The sequence below is a fragment of the Alteromonas sp. BMJM2 genome (assembly GCF_027257845.1).
Taxonomy (GTDB): Bacteria; Pseudomonadota; Gammaproteobacteria; order Enterobacterales; family Alteromonadaceae; genus Alteromonas.
Genome location: NZ_JAPVOT010000007.1, coordinates 19,996 through 40,566, shown reverse-complemented (window position 1 = coordinate 40,566; position 20,571 = coordinate 19,996). Strand labels below are relative to the sequence as shown.

General features: G+C 42.8%; 9 protein-coding genes. 2 read left to right on the top strand and 7 right to left on the bottom strand.

Going from position 1 to position 20,571, the window contains the following annotated elements; translation table 11 throughout:
- Positions 1 to 53: 53 nt before the first annotated feature.
- The gene (locus O9X84_RS09295; protein WP_269519445.1) at positions 54 to 10,817 is read left to right on the top strand and encodes a hypothetical protein; all 10,764 of its coding nucleotides are present in this window, start codon (positions 54 to 56) and stop codon (positions 10,815 to 10,817) included.
- A gap of 236 nt (positions 10,818 to 11,053) precedes the next feature.
- Here the strand turns inward: O9X84_RS09295 and O9X84_RS09290 are convergent, their stop codons facing one another.
- The 7 genes from O9X84_RS09290 to O9X84_RS09260 are packed head-to-tail and all read right to left on the bottom strand — an operon-like array spanning position 11,054 to position 17,194.
- Positions 11,054 to 11,494 (bottom strand): hypothetical protein, encoded by a 441-nt coding sequence (locus O9X84_RS09290; protein ID WP_269519444.1) that lies wholly within the window; start codon positions 11,492 to 11,494, stop codon positions 11,054 to 11,056.
- Positions 11,494 to 12,012 carry a hypothetical protein gene (locus tag O9X84_RS09285; RefSeq protein WP_269519443.1) on the bottom strand — a complete coding sequence of 173 codons (519 nt, stop codon included), beginning with the start codon at positions 12,010 to 12,012 and terminating at the stop codon, positions 11,494 to 11,496. The genes O9X84_RS09290 and O9X84_RS09285 overlap by 1 nt, the downstream gene beginning before the upstream one ends.
- Positions 12,013 to 12,053: 41 nt before the next feature.
- Positions 12,054 to 12,803 carry a hypothetical protein gene (locus tag O9X84_RS09280; RefSeq protein WP_269519442.1) on the bottom strand — a complete coding sequence of 250 codons (750 nt, stop codon included), beginning with the start codon at positions 12,801 to 12,803 and terminating at the stop codon, positions 12,054 to 12,056.
- 17 nt (positions 12,804 to 12,820) lie between these two features.
- Positions 12,821 to 13,546 (bottom strand): AAA family ATPase, encoded by a 726-nt coding sequence (locus O9X84_RS09275; protein WP_269519441.1) that lies wholly within the window; start codon positions 13,544 to 13,546, stop codon positions 12,821 to 12,823.
- Between the two features lie 60 nt (positions 13,547 to 13,606).
- Positions 13,607 to 15,775: a hypothetical protein gene (locus O9X84_RS09270; RefSeq protein ID WP_269519440.1), complete on the bottom strand. Its 2,169-nt coding sequence runs from the start codon at positions 15,773 to 15,775 to the stop codon at positions 13,607 to 13,609.
- Between the two features lie 5 nt (positions 15,776 to 15,780).
- Complete coding sequence (locus O9X84_RS09265) at positions 15,781 to 16,767, bottom strand: hypothetical protein (RefSeq protein WP_269519439.1); 987 nt, start codon at positions 16,765 to 16,767, stop codon at positions 15,781 to 15,783.
- Between the two features lie 58 nt (positions 16,768 to 16,825).
- Complete coding sequence (locus O9X84_RS09260; protein ID WP_269519438.1) at positions 16,826 to 17,194, bottom strand: hypothetical protein; 369 nt, start codon at positions 17,192 to 17,194, stop codon at positions 16,826 to 16,828.
- Positions 17,195 to 18,172: 978 nt separating this feature from the next.
- Between O9X84_RS09260 and O9X84_RS09255 the strand changes: the two genes are divergently transcribed.
- Positions 18,173 to 20,467: a putative bifunctional diguanylate cyclase/phosphodiesterase gene (locus O9X84_RS09255; RefSeq protein ID WP_269519437.1), complete on the top strand. Its 2,295-nt coding sequence runs from the start codon at positions 18,173 to 18,175 to the stop codon at positions 20,465 to 20,467.
- The last annotated feature ends 104 nt before the right edge of the window (positions 20,468 to 20,571 follow it).

Here is a 20,571-nt window from a genome sequence, read left to right as displayed (position 1 = left end):
ATCAGTTACCCCTTTTATTTCACCATTCCTGCCATCAATAAAGAGACAGTTCTATGTCTAATAAATTAGGTGCTGATAAAACTCAGCTCAAAATGTCACGCATTCAACAGCGTGTAGACCAGATCACTGGTTTTGAAGCTTTCTCCCAAAAAGTAGACACTGATGCCGAAGCCGGAAGGCTAAGGCAGCAAGCCAGAGCAGAAGAAGAATTACGTAAAGCAGCAATAAGTCGTAACTCGTGGACTCGAAATGCAGACTTAGGTAGCGTTTCTGGACAAGGTAAGCAGTTAGCTAACAGATTGGCTCAAGGTGGTTTACAACAACTATCTGAACTTGTGGCATCAGCTAACAATAACGAAGCAAATAGGTTACTAGGTAAGCTTGACGATAGAGCCTTAGCATTAATGCAAAAGCAAATTGCAGGTAAACAGTTATCACCTGAAGATAACCAGTACCTTGATACTACTGTTGACACCTCTCAATTTCACTTACCTAAGTTTGGTACAAGTATTCATGCTCAAGAATCTTCTGACTCTTACAGAAACATATTTAACGAAGCCATTAGAAACTTAGACCAAGCTAAAAGTATCGATAAAGCTCTGACTCAAGACACTGCAGTTGCAAAAGGCTTTAACCCACTTAACCGAGAAGAGTTATCAAAAGACATTGATAAAGTCTGGGATGAGTCTGGTATTGAAGAAGCTGAAACATTCACTGAGAAAGCTAAAGCTGGATTTAGTTTAGCATTTGGTGGGGCCGGCTCATTACTTAGTAACCCTGCTGCTGCAGGTGAATACGCGGCTGAGAGTGCTGCAGGTGCTGCGTCCACTATAGTCCCAGGCATGGCCGCTATAAACAGTGTTAACTACGCAAACGACGTCAGAAGCAACACTATTGATGACAAGCTGCGCGACGAGGAAGTTACTCTAACTAAAGCTGACATTGAAGAAGCTAACCAAGAAGGTGCTATTGCTGGCGCTATGGACGTAGCCGGTGATGTAGTTACTGCTCGTGCCGCTGGTTTGATTAAAGGCATCAAAGGTAAAAAAGCCACTGACACCCCTAAGAAGAAATCTAAATCACGTACCGCAGTCACTGAGTCAGTTAAGCGCCCAGCTAAAGTATTAGGTGGTTCAACTATCGAAGCAGGTACTGAAGGTGTTCAGTCCTCTATTGAAGAAGACGCTTTCGGTGAAGACTTTGACTTAAAAGAAGATGGTAAGAATGTATTTGAATCAGCTGTTGCTGGTTTTGGTGCATCTGCTGCTATCACAGGTTCAGGTCAAGCGGCTAAAACTGCAGTTGATGTTACCAAAAGTACTAATGAAGCTGTAATTGAAGCAGGTAAAGCTGCTAAGACACGTAACCAAGAGAACGCTGAAGCTGCAACTAAAGAAATCAAGTCAACTGAGCAAGCCGTTAAGGTTGCCGCAGAGACTAATGATTACTCTGATATTGTTAGAAGTTCTACCGCAGCGGTAGATAAATCAGAGCAATTAGACATCGAAAAAGTGGCTAGTACTATCTCGCGCCAATTTGCAGAACAGTCGAAAGACGAGTCTACAGATAGCGAAGAATCTACTAGCCCTATGGAACAGATAGACGGTCTTTGGAATGAAACCATTTCACGACTTGAAACTGTTATGGAGCAAGAAGATAAAGCTAGTGCCAAAGACAAGCCGGCCTTACAGGAAGAGTCCTCTAAGCTAGGTGATGCGCTCGATGTTATTAAAAGCCACAGAGATAAAATGTCGGCTACTGTAGCTAAAGAGAACAACACCCAAGAAGCGGTTAAGAATGTCACTAACGCAACTGAGCGTTCTGAAGACTTTGAGCTAAATGCTCAACGTATCTTTGAGACTGATTCTGTATCACCAGATAGCATTACGGTAGATCAGATGGAATCACTTCTTAAGTCAGATAAATGGACGCCAGAAGAGCGTACTCGCCTAGAGAACAGCTTTGCTTCAAAGAAAGCAATGGAAGTCATTACAAACAGTGATGATGTACATAAGTCTTCTCCTAATGCGGAACTGACCAGTAAAGACATCTTCAGTGGCCGTGATAAAGGCACTTACGGTAAAAACGATAAAGGTGCGTTTGGTGTTAAGTCTTACCGTCAACGAGTAGGCCAAGCTCTTCACTCAGGTAATATGGAAGCCGCTCAGAAGTCACGTGATTACCTTGCAGCATTTGCCAGTAAACATAGAAAGAAAGCTGACGCTATTAAGTTAGCCCTGAATGCTTTTGACCGTGTAGGTAAAGACGGAAACTTCAAACTGCAGTACAACGAAGCTGAACAAAGCGCAGTTGATTACCTTGCCGAAGAACACAAGTTCGAAATGCGTGGTGGTGCTAAGAGATTGGCCCCAAGCATAGAACGTGAAGCAGAAGCACTAGAAAGCGTTCTAGTTGAAGTTGATGGTTTGATACAAGCGAAGCGTGACACAGCGCCTGTACAAGACACAGCCGAGACTTCTACTGAAACTCCAACAAGTACACCAACTGAAAGCGAAACCGCTACGGCTAATGCTGACGCAACGCCTACGCCACCTCCGACTGATACAACACGAGATGTAGAAAACACCACTAGACCTCCAGAGGGCGTTGTAACAGATACGGAAGAAACCGATGACACCATTGAGCCAGCTACAGAGACAACGCAGCCAGAGACGCAAACAGAAGCAGACACGCAGACGGAGACGGTAACCGAAACCCCAACTGATAACGAGTCTGTCAGCGAAGCGACAACAGACGAGGAAGTAGAAACTGATACTAACCTTGATGAAGTATTAACACTGGCTCGTAATGAAGTAACGGTTAAAGAGCGCGAAGTTAAAGATCTTCAAGCCGAGTTAGCAAACAAAGAAGCCATAACTAACGAAGTTGTTGCTTCACTTGGTTTAGCTGATAAGAAAGATATGAGCATCGAAGAACGAGCTCAAGTCAATCAAGGCATTCGTGAACGTCAAGGTGAGATACTAACTCAGTTAGAAAACACTCGTGAAGACCGTCGAATTGCTAAAGAAGAAGTGAAAGCCCTTGAAGGTCGAGTTAAAGACTATGATGGTACGGCTGAAGCGTTTGAAGATGAAACGTTCGCAAAGAACTTCATACCTAACGGCAATAAGTCGTTGATTCGTGCAATCCCGAACTTACTTAAGCAACTGAAACGTGCACCATCTACAGTACTGGCTTATACAAAGGGTATTGCAAAGCTTGAGCCTAAACAGAAGAAAGCTGTTCAGCACTTCACTGATTTCGCAGAGAAGTTTCACGATCACATCGACGCTATCATGCCTGAAGCTAACCCTAAGTTTCAGATGTACCATGCACTGACTCAAGGCAACTCATTAGAAGCACTTAAAAATGCAATCTCTGTTGGCGCATATACATGGTTGGCCACTGATGCAAAAGGTAGTCGATACTCAGATGCACAAGTATTATCAAAACGTTTTGGTATTAAAGACAGCGATAAAGTTCCCGGTAGTTTAGTCGGGGAGCTATCTCAAGACGGCCTACCTATCAACATGTTCTACCGTAACATTGGTGGCAACATTGCATCAGCACTAGGCATTCAGCTTAACGAAGACACTGCTTCTACCCGTGAACAAAGCGTTCTTGAACTGCAACTTGGTGAACTGGCCTTAGCCGCGCTAAGTGATATGGGCATGGTTGAAGTCCGTCAGCGTTCTATGTCTGGCGTTATTGCAGCCGGTAATACAGAAGTACGTGACAACGTATACCGTCAAGCCGGACTCACTGAGCAAGCACTTGATAATATGTCTCCAGACGAGATTGAAGCAAAGGTATCTAAGTTAGCTTATACCACTGTTGTGGTTCCTCATGACGCTGAGATGGGCCCTTTCGATAACGAAGGTCTTACGCCTGAGCTTCAAGACTTAATCAGTGCTAACGAAGATACAGGCTACATTGTTGAAGAGTTATTCGGTACGCAATCACAAGTTAGAGAGCCAATGCTTAAACCTGGAGATGGAATTGAAGAGGGCGCCTTAATGCAGCGTTCTATCAAGACTGTTCCAAGCGGTACTCGTGATATGACTGCCGAGCAAGAGAAAAAAGAATTAGTCATAGCGGAAGATACAAACCGACTAATGAGCTTACTAGACAGCTCTGAAGACAAAGACAATGGTTCTGAAATTGAACAGGTACTTGGTATTGAATCTGAGAATCGCCTTAACTCTATGCCTAAGCGTATGCGCGACAGCGCAAGAGCTAAAGGTAACGGTCTAATCAATGAGTGGAACAAGTTCACTGACTGGAGAGATAAACTTAGCTTAATGGAGAGAGGACTAAAAACACCTTTCTACTTAGGCATGAAAGTGATTCGTTTTGGTCGCTTCAATTACCAAGGTGCAATTAACCCTCAGACTTCTAAGGTTCAACGTGCACTTCTTAAAATGAAGAGTTGGAACGAGGCTGTCAGTGTTAATGACGGCCCTAAGATGAACGCATTCCTAATGGGTGTGGCTCAAGGTCTTAATATCGATATTGATAAGCAGACTAAAGAAGAGTCACTTGAAGCTATGGCTCCAATGGTAAGTGACGAAACCAATGTGTTCTTTAAAGGCGCACAGGCAATCAATGACCTGTTGGCTAATGATGATGCTTGGTCAACTACACCTGAAGGTGCGGCTGCACGTGAGAATCTTATTGATGCTGTTAAAGAAGGTAAGCACAACACGCACTCGTTACATGCATTAACCAATTTGGCTCGATACTTAGATGCAGAATCCAAAGGCCAAGAGTACTTTGAAGCTGATATTTGGTTAGAGATTGATGGTATCACCAACGGTGTTGTTATCGGTTCAATCATATTTGGTAACGGCAGTGCTGATAACCTTAAAGAAGAATTAGAAGCCGGCGGCATATTCTTCAACGAGAAGCGTGACTACGGTGAGCACATTAATACCAAGGAAAGCTATGTTGACCCTGCAGATGGTAAAACCAAGCAGAAGAGAGTTAACAAAGACTTCTATGAGCGTCAGGCAAAGATATGGGAAGAGTACTTATTCAACGAGGTTGTTGCTGCTAAGAAGAAGCCAAACAGTATTTCTTCTAAAAGGCTACAAGCTTCCATCCTATTCTTTACTGGCTTAGATGTGTTCTCAGGCAGTGCGGTGGAGATCAGCCGTAAGATGGCCAAGAGCCCACTTATGCAGAACGTATACGGTGCTGGTAAGAAGTCACTTTCTAATGACTTAGCTGACGCAATTATCGACAACTTCGATACTTGGATAGACAAGTCTATTAATTACACCCCAAAGAAAGAAGGGGCCCCAAATCCATCTGATAAGCAGAAAGTTGCACGAGTCAACAAGATGCTTAAAGACATTGAGCCGCTGCTTACTTTCAAAGGCAAACAGTTCCAGCTGTTTAAAGACGTTGATCAGTTCAAGACTATTGAACAGATACGTGAAGCTGACTACAGCTTGAAAGGTCTTAGTGTTCTTCAGAAAAATGTTAAAAATGACTTTGCTGAACCTATGCTTGATGCTATCGAAAAACACTTCCAAGCGTTTAAGTTCAACCGCTCAGTCTACATAGACAACATGCAGAACCAGTCTGATGTATTCGTTCAGCTTTATACTGCAAGTGTTAAGAAGAAACATGCGGAGCTAGTTGAAGAGGGTGTTATCGCTACAGATGACGAACTACCTGAAACTTACCGTAAAGCGATTACCGACGAGCTGCATCACATCATGCCTTCGGTTGAGAACCCAAATGGTGATGGGACTTATGAGACTGACCTACAAGCTATTAAGCTTGAGCAAACCGCAGCTAAGACAGCTAAGGGTAATGACTTCAAAGCTAACATCACTTTAGGTAAGCCGTTAAATGTAAGAGTGAAGAACAATGATGGTAGTTATCGCCAAGGACAGATGAAAGGTCTTTCTAGTCCTGCAACTGTCACATCGTTCTCTAGTTACTTAGGCCCAGGTGTAGGTGTTCAAAACATTCATGGCCACGATGCTGGAGTTATTCAGTCAGTGGTTAAAGAGCATGATGTATTTAACGTGCACGATGGTATTCCAGTTGGCCTACGTGACTTTGCTTCTACGGGTATTACTGCTAACGAAGCGTTCTTTAACAACGTATTCAACTCAAACCCTTTCAGCTACGCGAAAGACTTGATTGACCGTACTGTTGATGAAGTTAATGAACGTGTCGAACGCGGTGAAATTACTCGAGATGTTGGTCAAAGAATGATCACAACGCTTACTAAGAATGTGACTTTCATGGGTGACAACCCTAAACGCGATGGCGGTAATGACTACGAATACTTGGTTAAAAAGTCGAGAGAAACTTCTGACCGTTTAACTGAACTTCGTGACACTGTTCAATACGTTGGTCAATACTATTTGCCCGGGACTGGTTTCGTTACTGATTTGGGTAAACAGGTAGATGAAGGCACGGCAAAAACCAAGGCCAGCAAGCCAACCCAACTATCTAAAACTAATACGGTTAAGACGACATCGACTGCGCAACGCGCAAAGGAGATGGAGCAGAAGAACCTAGTTGAAGGGGAAAGCCCAACAACTCAAGCTAAACCAGAACCAGATACATTTGGCTCACTTCTTGAGAAATCTCTATTGTCTGGAGATTCATTTAAAACAGCATTTGCTAAAGCCACTAAAGGAATGAAGGGCTACCATATATCGTTAGTTAATAAACTAATTGGTTATTTGCCTGATGACTTTGAAGTGCAAGTCATCAACTCTGATAGCGACCCGAAGATCGTGCGCGATATGAACGGTATGCGTGGTGCACACGTTGTTGGTACTGGCCGTTTACTACTTAAAGGTAATGATTTTAAGCACAACAGTATGAACCTTGAGACTGTGGCTCATGAGTTACTGCACGCTGTATCAGCTAACACTATTGACGCTGTGAACAACAACGACGAGAACGTAAGTGAGAACGGACGTAAGGCAGTAGAGAAGCTTGAGAGCTTATTACAGGAACTGCGCTCTAAGATAACTGACGAACGTTTCTTACCTGCACTGGAAAATAGTAAAGAGCTACTGGCTTGGGGCTTAACTAATAAAGAGTTTATAGCCAAGCTTAAGAAAACAAGTGTGAAAGGCAGAATCAACGGTAAGTTGGTTGACGCATTCACCTCTTTCTCTAGTGCGCTTAAAGGTTTCTTTGGTGGCGGTACTGAGCTACGTAACGACAACGCTATGAAGCAGCTTATTGAATTGTCTGCCGCAGTTTTTGAAGAAGACGCTAAGTTACAACCTAGAAGCCATACGCCTGAAGTAGACCTTAATGCCCAACGCATACAGGAAATGAGTCCTAAAGAACTTCTTGATGGTCTGGCTAATCACGGTGAAGTGAGTGCTGAACACAAAGAACATTTGTCTACGGTACAGGAAAGCATCGTTAATACGTTTGCTGGCCCAATGGGTGCAGATCTGAAACTTGAGGAAGAAGGGCAGGGAGACGAAATTGACCAGTACTTAACGCACTTGTCTAACGGTACTCGTCCATTCGTGAGCAAAATACAAGGCGTATTCTCTCTTACACCTCAAGAAGCTTACGTTGCGGAGCAACTGGAAGCGGTCTTGGATAGCAACATTCTTAATGCTGGTTTCGCAAAGAACCGCATGATTAAGCTATGGGAATCTGCACGTAAGTCATTAACGTGGGAAAGCTTCTTACCAAGCCAACTGGCTAAGGACAGTGAAGCTGAAGTTGCTAAGGCCAAAGCTAAGTACGACTACTTGTTTAACACCAGTAACCTGAATAAAGGTAGCAAGTACTTCGACGAGTTCGCAGGTAAAGAAGTTGATAACCGGGCATCCGACTTCCTCATGCGCTTCGCTGCTGCGTCAGCCGTGTCTAGTGAAGTTCGTGAAGTACTGAACAACATAGATGAAGTGGCGCCTGAGAATGACGGTAGCTTTTTATCTCGCTTAAACGCAGCTGTGTTGTCACTACTGGGTAAAATGGAAGAGCTGGTTAACGGTAACCTTAGACTTGGTTTGAACATCAAAGAGAAGCAAGACAAAGTGTTGTCTCGTATGGCTCAAACTAATCACAAGAATAGACGCAAGCTTAATAGGCTTGAGCAAATGAGTTTGGATTTGAAAACCAAAACTAACAGTGTTCTTAGTGCCAGCATAAAGAGCGCGTTAAGCGGTGAGTTCGCTAAGGCCCGAACTGAGTCGGACAATGTGTTTATTGCAGCTTCTGCCAATATTGCTGTACTGGCTGGAACCAACAGTGCAAACCAACTTGCTGAGTTAACTCGTCGCATCTTCAAGAAAAAGAAGGACGACACGCCAAGCGCCATTAATGATTTAGTTACTGAGGTAATGGGTCGTGGACATAAGGCAATGGACAGCATCATCGGCCTAACACGTAAGGCTAACCGTGATGTTGAGCAGCAACGACAGTTTGGTAAGCAAGGCATGATTGCCCTACTTAACAGTAAATTTGGTGGAGACAAAGAACGTCTTAAAGACGAAGACGGCAAAAAGCTACACAAAGCGTTACTTAACACTGATGCAGCTTACCTGTTAGAAAGTGGCTACAACATCAACGACATTGACACCTTTCTGTCTGACGAGTCTGCGTTAGCAAGCGAAGTCAGGGACATTGAATCTCGCCTATCAGGGTTCAGCCACTCCACATTATATAAGAACCAAGCTAAGGCATTGGCTTATTACATGGTTACGGGTAATGCGACCTCTGACATTCTAGGCAAGAACGCAAAACAAATAGTTAATCTATTTGGCTTAAACATGAAAGTCAGTGACGATCGTAAAGATGAAGCAGAAGCTTTGATTGATACCCTAACTTCTCTATACGCAATACAGCGCAGCTCTAAGCATGATAAAGACAGATCATCTGAGCTGATCCGTACTGAGAACCAGAAAGATGAAAACGGTATTGAGTTTATGCTTCGCCAAGCCAATGAAGTTAAGCAATTAGCTTTAGACGCTAACTTTGATGGGGACGTGATTCAAATGACGAAAGGGTACACGCCCGAAACGGTTAACCCTCACATCAGTCATGAGTATGCATTACCTAACAGTGAGAAAGCAGAACGCTTACTTAAGCAGGGCTATCGCCAAGTTGCTTCAGTAGGTCGTGATAGACGTTTGGACTCTTCTCCTGGTCTTGTACTGTTCAGTATTGAAGATGGCGGTATGGCCAGAAGGGTAACCGGCAGCATGAACTTTGCTACGGGTGTTATGTCTGGTACTGATTTCATGGACTCCATGGAAAATGCAGAACAACCTATCAAATACAAGGACAGAGTGAAGATGCTAAGGAACATGGAGCAAACTGCACGTAAAAATGCATTGGCTCGTTTGTCTAATCCTGACTTTGACCCTGCCAAAGTAGCAAGTGACGCAGGCGCCATGATGATTCCCACATTCCACAATGATGGTTCAATCAAAACGTTCCGTTATGAAATGTCGGAAGCCTTGAGAGAGAAAAGCTTAGAGAAGCGTTATCACGCCTTTGAAGCCCTCGGCACTATGGAAGGTAATGTTGTTGATAAGCGCAACACAAAAGACCGTAACCGCGATGTAGTTGACACGTTACTTGAGCAATACGAGAACGATGTGAACAAAGCTGAAAGCGATTACGTGTTTATTAAAGCTGATGCTGCTTCTGATAAATTGAAAGAGTATTGGAATCTGTTGCCTTACGACACGCAAGAGTACATTGCTGAGAAGAGTGGTGGTAGAAAGTTACCGATTAAGCGTGAGCTGTTGCACGTTACAATGGGCTTCCGTAAGAAGAGCATTACCGACGTACTACGCGATAACCCAGAAACTCAGGGTTACGTTACCAGCCTTGTTAGAAAGGGACTTGAAAGCACACTGAATACTGAGCAGATCTCTAAGCTAATACGTGGACTCAAGCGAGGTGAAGATTTCTTCCAAGCTGCTACTTCAATTATCAAAGACAACGTGGTTGTTAAAATTGGTTGGACTACGGTATTTAATATCGTGAGTAACTTCGTACACTTATTGGGTAATGACATACCTTCTAGGCAAGCGTTTGGTGGCTCGATTCGCGGTTACCGTGAAGCGGCCAAGTACAACAAGCTGCGTGAACGTAGTTTTGAAGTAGAAAAGGAAATGGCCTTACTAAACCCAGGCACTGATAAACACGACAAACTATTGAATGAAGCCAATAAACTACAAACAATGATGTCGAGCAGTCCTGTACACAAACTCATGGATGCTGGCTTGTTCCAAACTATCGTGGAAGACATTGATAACAGTGTTGACCCGTTTAGCTTTAAGAACAAAACCAGTAAGAAAATTGATGAGTGGACTAGTGAAAGGCGCATTGGCCCATTGAATAAGTTAGGCCGTTACTTGTATGTGACGCAAGACACACAGCTTTATAAGATGATGAACCAACCGATTCAGTTATCTGACTTTGCTGCACGTTTTGCAATGTATGAGTATTTGACAGAAATAGCTCCTGAAAAAATGGATGCCAACTCTGCACTGGAAACGGTTAGTGAACATTTCGTCAACTATGACATACCAACTAGCCCTGCATTGCAGTGGTTGAATGATCATGGCTTATTGATGTTCAGTAAATACTATCTACGTATTTTGCGTCCGGTGCTATCCACATTCATGGATAAACCAGCAAGCACAATACTGTCTCTAATGATGACGACGGGTAACTCGTTAACATCACCAGTAGAGACAATACTGGGTACTTCAGTATTTGATAAAATAACTAACCCAATATCTAGTGGACTAGATGCATGGGATGAACCGATACCGCTACAAGCGATACGTTCTGTACTGTAAAAAAGAAAGCCCTCATTAAGAGGGCTTTTTTGTAAGGAGAATTTATTATTATTCTTGTTTCTCTTTTTTAGGTTTTGAGCATATTGCTGCGACTATAAATACCAGTACGGCAATTACGCAAGCAACGCTAAACAAGATGCTCAGAAAGTACGATAGGCCAATAACGATACCAGCAAGCAATGCCAGACCTACTGAAATCGCTATGACCTTGATCGCAAAAAAGAGTTTACGAAACATTACTGAAACAGCGATTTACGCGGTTTAGTATCTACTTTCGATTCTTCTTCTTCTTCAGTTTTGAAAGGCGGCTTATCGTCTTTCTCTTCTGGAGCTTCTTCAGCAGGTTCTTCGTCTGCCGGCTCTTCAGCAGTTACTTTTTTAGAAAGCGGTGTGACCGTCTTTTCTTCTGCTGCTGGTTCGTCGGCCGATTCAGATTTCTCTGGTTCAGGCTCTGCTTTCTTCGCAGCTTTACGTCTACGCTTAACAGGCTTTGGTTCAGATGCGGTTGTGCCGCCTACCAGTGAATCAACGTCAGTATCAAGGTTTGCTGATACTTGGTCACCGTTGATTTCTAACTCAACGCTGAAGTCTTTGTCGGCTAAACCAAGTAGGTTATTGCCTTTAACGTGAGCCGTTAGGATCTCGTTAATGTCTTTTTCTTCGAATACAATTTTCATTACGCTAATTTCCTTTGAAATGCGATTAGCTGTTTAAATGTGTCAGTCTTGACCCCTGCGTAAATGGCCGCTAGTGCGTCTGCAACGTGTTCGTTTTTACCCGTGAAGACTTGTTGCCCTCCACGCCTATGAGAGAACCACGGAGCGTTGGGGTACTCTCCTGTGGCCCAGTCAACCATCTGTTTCTTGGATGCAGTTTTGGTTCCTGCGCCAGCAAGCTTTACTTCGTTGGGGGTGACTTGAATGAGTGGAACTTGTAGGCTTGCTAATAAGCCAATGCATATCCCATAAGAGGTCATTGCACGTGCTGTTTGCGAGCCTACGGGTATCTCAACGAAAGCCATGTCAGCATCTTTAAGAAACTCAGACATACCATCAAAGATTTGCCTTGAGCGCCTTAAGTCATCGCTGTTCTTACGAACAGTTTTTTTATTGTTATTATCTGATGCTGTTTCAATAAGGCTAATGTGAGTAAGGTCAAAGTCACCTGACGATAAATCGCAGGCTCCCTTGACCATCCCAAAGTTCCGTAAGCTTGGGTCGATGCCAGCTAAGACCATTACTTAAATAATGACTTAACTGATTGCGTTGTTGTCTGCTCTGTCTTCCCGCCTTTGGCTGGAGAGCCTGACTTAGCACCACTACCTGAGCTTGCGCCCTTAGCACGGTTAATCACTTCACCTGCGAATTTCTCAACCCACTTTTCAACGTGGATCGCTTCTTCAGCTTCGGCTTGGATTTCAGTGACAGTCATGTTGTCACGTGGGCGCACGAACTTAACGATTTTGTTGATTTCACGTGTCTCACCAGAGTTCACGTAGCTACCCGCATCGTTTTTCACTTGCTTATCCACTTCTTGTCTTTCCAGTAAGAATTTGATGTCAACGCCTACCAATTCCATAAGCATCTGTACTTTGGTTGGCATCTCTTTACTTTCCTGACGGTTGTAAAGGTTGATAACCTTTTCTTCCGGTTCAAGGTCAGCAATCTCTTCGCCTACTGCTAGTAAGCACAGTGAGTTTGCAAAGATGAATCCAGGCAAGTACTTCTCGTTACCTTGCTGGTCTTTGTAAGTGTTGCTACAGCCTTTGGCTTCACCAGAGGTCATGTACTCTGTTTGTGAATGCGTCTGACCATCAACATCAACTTGCAGGTTAAGTGCCATAGCACCGCTGTCTGATACGCTAACGTATGCGTACTTGATTGTACCTGCGTAAAGGTTGGTGTCTAAAAGCTGAAATCCGCCACCAATGCGGTCTTCATCAGTTGCTACATCTTTCTTGGTTTTAAGGTTGTTCATTAGGCCCATTGTATTTTCTCCTTACATTAGCCGTAGTATTCGATTAGACGGTCAATAACGCTTTGCGCATTGTTGTCTATGAAAGTTTCTTTGGTGTCCCACATACCCATTGGGTTGCGGATTCGCTCGTTAACTGTGTCTTTGGTTAACTTAGTCTGATAGACGTACTTGAAGCCGAGTGCTTCGTCTTCAGGTGAGATGGTTAGCAAGTCATTATTAAAGTCCTTGAGGTCTTTAATTTTGCGCTTCTTCGCATACAGGATGGTAGAGAAGTAAGACTCGACACCTTGGTTCTTGATAGCGCCTTTGGCTGGCACTTTCGTTTCAGTGATCATTTCGCCTTCGTTGAGTTGGTCTACAACGTGGGCTAGGAAAATGACGTTCTTGGTTGATGACGCCACATACTTCTGCATGAGTCGCTTAAAGAACTGCGTGTACTCGCCCCATGCTTGCATGGTGTTGGCTGATGTTAGTACATGCTGCGTTTCGTACATATCCATCAAGTAATTAAGCGAGTCAATCACGATAGTGTGTACGTCATCCATTTCCTCGACTTGCATAAATGCATCTTCGACTTGGAATGGGTCTGTGACTACAAGCTCTTTGAACTTGCTGCGGAACGGTAACTTCTTACCTGCTTCACAGTTAAGGTAGATAACGCCTTGAGGGTTTTTAAGCTGCATCAATGATGCTGACTTGCCTGATGCTGATTTACCGCATATAAGGACAAGATTGTCATTTATTTCTGGCATAGTGATTCTCTTATTGAAAGGAAAAGCGCAGCAGGGCATGGAGATGCCCCGACTACTTATTTAAGCGGCTGCTTGTTTTGCGTAGGCTTTACGCGCTGACACCATGATGGTTGTCATGACTTCTTCTTCGGGGAGTTTGTCGGCCAGCTTGTCGTTGAGATCAAGCACGGCTGATTCGACTTGGTTGATAGTCTTACCTGAGTCAACAAGCATGAGTGCGAACTTAACCAATTGGTTAGAGCGATTGCCTGAGCCAGTGTTATTAACAAACCATCTCTCGATGTTGGTTAACGATTGCTGGTCAATAAGTCGCTGCTTACGTTCTTCATTCTTCTTGGTTTTAGGTATGAACGGAACCGGGTCGAATAACTCTCCGTCGTTCTCAATGAGATTGCCTTCGTGGCTTTGCCACTTACGGCTACGCTGTGATGTCTGTTCGTCCACTTGGAACGGTAGCCATGCATACACGGCTTCCATGAACTCTCTAAAGTCCTTGGCATCCATCTTAAGCGTGTACTTCATTGGTAGAATAATACGGTATCTGTCTTCGCCTTCCGTCTGGTGACGTTTGGTTGTGTAGAAGATAGATTTGTATTGAGAAAGAAGCTCTCTTGAAACATCTAACGGTGATTCACCATCTACATCAATAACAAGTAGGTTGAAACCTGCTCTTGTATTGTCTTCGCATCGGTGACCATCAGATACATGGTGGGTAATCCAGTGAATGTCTTTCATCTGGGTTAGCTTGCCTATGTTATCCCAATTTAGTTCATCGTTATAGTAACGATAAGCTACATGGTCAGAATAACTGGCAATCAGTTTATCAAGCGAAGTCTCTTCTAATGACTCGCCACTGAGGAACTCGATACCATCAACAAAGTGCTTCTTAACCACAATGTTATGTTGGTGGCCCCAAGCTATCGCCATGTTCAGCATATCTTGCTTCTGTGAATTGTTACCCTTATAGAACGGTAAGTCTTCAACAAGCTCGACTTGTGTGACCTGACGCTTCACTGAGCCAAGATACTTAGCTAGTTTGACGTATGGACGGTCACGGCGCAGTACTTCCGCCAGTGCAGTGCCAGAGTCTTCAACAATAGCAATCGCATAGTACAGATGTTCTGATGTAATCTTCGCAGAGCCTTCGAAGAAGGCGTATGCGCCAGCTAACTTAAGTGCTTTAAACGCTCGGTTTTCCAACTCAATTCGTTGGATTTTGTCGTGTTCACTAAGCTTAAGTGAGCGTTGCTTGTTCCACATATCGTATTCAATACGCAGAATTTCTTCTTGCTTATCTAACAATAGAAGCTTGTTAAAGTTTACTGGGTTAGCCAACTCAATTAAGTGTTCAGCTAGTTCCTCAATAAACTCATTGGATTCATCGTTAGAGTTACGCTCGAAGATCTCTTCAGCAGTTAAGTCGAGTCTACGGTTAACCGATTTCTCGCAGCCGAATAAGCAACGTCTAGCGTAGCCCTTCTCTTGCATAGCGATAAACTCTTCTTCTTTTTTACCGCCATCCAGTAGGGAACTCTGTGTACCGAACATAAGAAGGTTACAAGGCGTTTGACCATCAATAGCACTAAGGCGTTTATTTTCCTTTGTGTTCTTGGTTAGGGACTCTTTGATTTTGCCTTTGTCGTAAAGCTCAAGGAACTTACTAAAGGCATCTTGGTTACCAGTGAGGTTGTCACCGATTTCATCAATCTCAAAGTTGAGCGCCCCTGCATTCGCCAGTAACAGTTTATGTCTGAATTGCTTCAGTGCTGCTGGCGTTGCAGAGTCAAACGACTTAACCCATGCACCGATGTCCTTGAACTCAGCAATGAGCTCTTGGAACTCTTCGTCAGGGTCAGTGTTGTTGTTTGCTGAACGAGTATTAGCAATAGCTGCTAAGTTCTTTTCAGTGGTGTAAGGCAATAACTCAGATTCAAAGCGTTCGTTGAACAGACCAAACACTTCTTCTTCAAGGAAGTTCATTGACTTCGTTTTACCTGCGCCACTAGGCGCAAGGTTAATCGCATAGATGTTAATTGGCAGCGGCTTCTGGTTATAGAGCTTAATCTTGGCTCGCATTTGAGAAGCAGTCTTACCAATAAAGTAAGATACGATAATTCTGAAGAAGGCCGGTGTATCATTCTCACAATACGTTGTGATGTGATTGGTGAGCTTTTCAGCTACGGGGTGGTACTTGATCTCTTCGGGGTCGAAGACTTGAAACTGTGGCATTGTTTTTATCCTCTTAAGGTAAGTTCTCCACTGTTGAGATACTTCTGTTTCTGTTCGCAAATATCGAAAGCTTTGCAGTAACGACACGCTACAATTTCACCTGGGAAGGTTTTAACTATGGCGCCTTTTTCACGTGCAAATAATTCAGCACCGCGTTTGTCTTGTTCGAATACGCCACCGCTCATTGCTCGTTTGGCATCAGCGTCTTTGTAAACTTTGTAGACAGTTGGTTTACGCCATAGGTCTTCATCTGTGCACTCAGGCAATTCAGACTCAGGCTTATCCCAGTACTTTTTGATAGTTGCGACACGTTCACGAATAAACGCATCAGTGGATTCGATTGAGTTGAGAAGAAACTTCTTCTCTTGGGTTCGCATGTTGGGGTAGTTGGGCTCTCGTGTACGAGCTGATTGCCAATCAGTAAATATAAACTGTATGGCCATATCGTCACGGGTTACTTTCTCAGGGTTAAGCCAACGATAGATACTACCTTGTTGAATGTAGTCTTCGTCTTTGTTGCCCTTAGTGAACGAGTAAACAGAAGTGGTTTTGAAATCTTCTATTCTACCGTCACCGATGAAATCGAATTTACCGCTTATGATCATCCCATCGACTTCACGTTCAGAACGAACTTCTAAGTAAATAGGGATAATGTCAGGGTCGTCTTCGAGGTCTTTAGATGTTGGGTTGATACGAATACGTTCGATAACTCTTTTAGGGTAACCAAGCTTCGCAAGGTTCTTTTCATAGTTACCTACCCATGCGGATTCAATACCATTATGTATGGACGACCCCATCGCAGATGGGATGAGTCCAACAATATCGTCACGCGCTGTGTCGGGTACTCTATTACTGAGAATTAATTGCTTAAGGGGTTTTAAAAGAGAAGTAGCCGAGATGTGATTTTCTCGGCTATCGTGGTCGTAATCGTCGTGTGCTAACCATACTGCTATTGATAGCGGCAGGTTAGAGTTGTTTGTAACTTGTGTCATATTGGCTCGCCTTTATCTGATGATTAATCACCAGAGTGCGGGGAGCCGCACAAACTACTTAACTATATTGCTTCCATATCGAGTCTGCTAGAGCATACTCTTTACATCTAACCAAGTAAGGGTTGATTAGGAAATAAGTGATATTGTCCTTTTTAGGTAAACCTAGTTGTCTTCTATGATCGGCTTTAAGTCTCACTAATAAACCAGCTTTCACTAATTTACTTGAATATCGACTATATAGCTTATAGGCCGTTGAGGTTTTATCTTGCACTGATTCAGACAATTCATAAGAACACACATTGTTAATGTAGTTATGCTTCATCTTTATTTGGATAAACAGAACTTGAGCACTTGGCGGTAAACCTACCAGTACGTCCAATATGTCTGGTGCACAGGTATTCTTATCTGTGGATAGAGGACTCACCATTGCGAATGGTACTGGGGTGTTGCTAACTCTCTGATTGTGGTCTTCAAAAGACAATTTATCTCTCCATGAGGCTTTTTAAAGTAAATTAAAAATCCACTCACAAAGGTAGAAAAGTGTTCGTATAACTACTTGATAATAAACACTTAGTTATCCCTATATATAAATATAGATAAACTATGTGATTTTATTTAATCAAAAGACTGTACGGACGTACAGAATACTACTAATTAAAATACCTACAATTCCATCTGAATGTGATCCATGCGTAATTCACTGACTGGCAGTATCGCGTGAGTTCATTCAACTGAGTACTATTATTGTTTTTGTGTGTACTCATGATTCTTAAGTGACCCATTACCTAAGAATCTACTACTTTCGTAGAAGTGGTCGGATGATAACAAACCGATCTCAAAAAACTACCACTTTCAGTGGTTTTCTTGAATGGCCGTTCAATCTGTAATCAAACCGACTTAATTTGGAATATGTCAATAACCTTATAGACGATTTAATCTAACAAGGCAGTAGGAAAATCCTGTGACAAATTTGTGTCACAACGTAGGCGGATCGAGACAAATCTAGGCCGTACACTAAACGATAGAATATGGCCTACATTGGTCTTTGTTTATGTAAATCAATAACTTAAAGGGTTCAAGTCCCGCTTTCCGCACCAATTTAAAGGGTCAGCATATTTGCTGGCCCTTTGTCGTTTATGGGAACAGGTTTTTATCAATAGTTTCTACACGACACCCTTCTTTTAATACGGTTTGTACCTGAATAATCTACTACGCTAAAAAATTATGTGGAATAACAGCGTGATTACCCTGTCTTGACTGACATAAGTCAGCTATTATTTTCTTAGCTTTTTAAGGTTCAGGGTTTTCGGTTTAAGTTTACTGGTTCACATTTAGTCATTACGTTAATTGTCGCCAATATAAACCGTACCAGTGTTCGACATTATCATTCACTTGAGGCGTATTAGTGTACAGAGGACTTCGCCAATCATTGACCAGGCTTATCGCAATAGGTGCCACCACAGCGACACTGTTTGTGTTCATCGCGCTTTGGTCGTCGTTTAGTACCTTGATACAAAGTCACTTGGACAAAGAAGTCACTAATGCTGAAAGCGCGTTAGAAAAAGTATTTGCTGAACACTACGGTTTACTCAGCTCCACGCTTGATACCCTGATAAATACTGAAGAACTCAGCGCAGTTACAACACTCTCAAAGGCTTCTTCGTTCATTCACTCTTTTAACCGCGAAAAAGACTCGTCGAATATTGTGCATCTAGCGATTATAAATCTAGATCACATTGTTATCGCTTCTAGTTCTCCAATGTTTTTAGCAGGAAAACAAGCTAAGCAGAGTGTTGCAATGGCAGCCATGGGGCTAACGCACACGGTCGCCGTAGTTAACGGGGAACTGACTTACCTTAGATTTAAAACAATACAAGCAAACGGCATCCGCTTCTATTTACTCATCGCTAGTCATATTCAAGACGAGATTATTCAAAGCGTAGGACTATATTCAAACGCGTATGTCAACATTATTGACAGTAACACTGGTACAGTTCTGGCGTCTACGCTACCTCAACATACAAAAGGTACCCACCAATCAATAGCCTCTGAACTCAGATGGCACGATATGACATTTTTAGATACAGCTAAGTACGTAGAGCACGCTTTCTCATTAGAATCTTTATCTATTGCGCCCGTGAAGATCAACTTTTTTGTAGATATTGCGGCACAGGTCGAAAGCTTTCGTTCAGTACAACTGACTTTGTTTTCTCTCTATATTTTAGGCCTTTTCTCAATCACTTTATTTGCCTTGCTTTGGATTCGAAGGGTCACAAAACCGATAAATTCTGTGATTAAGGCAATAAATAATATAGCGTTTGGGCGTTATGAAAATACGTTCGAGAAGACAGGTAATTTTCAAGAAGTGATAGCGTTGGAAGATGCGGTAGAAGGAATGCAACAGAGCATATCGAAGCGTGAGGACAGCATCAGATATCAAGCTCAGCACGATAATTTAACAGGCTTGTTCAACCGCAATTATCTTGAGCAGTATTTTATAGAGCAAATGCGGGAGCCAAAATGGATCCAGGTTATTGGTATTACTGTTATTGGTTTTAGAACTATCAACGATTTGTATGGATACTCTAATGGGGACAATACACTAAAAACACTAGCAAAAAGATTATTGAGATGGCCGGGTATATCGGCTCGTTTAGCTGGCGGTGAAGTAATATACGTCACTGATGAGCCGTTAAATGATAATCAACTTGTAACGTTAAAACATATTCTTGAACAACCCGTTGAAAGCAACCTCATAACGATTCCTGTGAAAGTAGCTATGGCAGTATTATCGTGCCCTGAGGATGCACAAACTACTGAAGAGTTGTTCAGAAAGCTAAACATTGTTTCAGATAAAGCTATTCGAACGGGGGCATGGTCGGCTCGCTACAGTGACGAGCTAGAGGAAAGTTACAATAGACGTCTTTCAATCACAACAGAATTAAAACGTGCTCTCGCTACTCAACAAGATGAGTTGTCTATGGTGTACCAACCTAAAATAGACTTGCGAGCTATGAAGATCTGCAGTATGGAGGCATTGATTCGTTGGAATAGCAGTAAGTTAGGCCATGTCGCACCGGACGAGTTTATTGCTATCGCGGAGCAGGCAGGCCTTATTGAACAAGTGACTAAGTGGGTAATGCGACAGACGATCTCCGACCTAGCTTATTTCAGACGTAAGTATTACGACTTCACCGTTGCGATGAATCTGTCAACACAAGACATACAAAACAAAGTTTTGCTTAATGAACTGGTTGCCTTACTAACAGAGAAGGGGCTTTCACCTGCCTCGCTTCAACTTGAAATAACAGAAAGCGATTTAGTCGCTGATGCCACGCTTGCAGTGGAAAACCTTTCATCCCTGAGAGCATTAGGATTTCGTTTTGCTATCGATGATTTCGGTACTGGTTACTCTTCATTGGCCTATTTGAAAAATTTACCGGTTGAAACTATCAAAATTGATAAAAGTTTCATTTTATCTCTCGCAACACAAGATAACGATCAGCAAATTGTCCACACTATTTTGAGTTTAGCCAGTATATTCGATTTAAAAGTGGTTGCTGAAGGAGTAGAAGATGCAGAGTCCTTGCGTATATTAAAGGAATGGGGGTGTGATGAAGCCCAAGGGTACTTTATCAGTAGGCCTCTGACTCGAGATGATTTAGAAAAGTGGCTGCGTAGTTCACCATTTGGTAAGTAGTTTGCGAAGAAATTTGCTTTGTAACGTGTAAACAACCTCTACTACAAAACTGCGTGCAACCACTTAATCCACTCCTTCTAATCAAATTATAAGTTTGTGGTAAA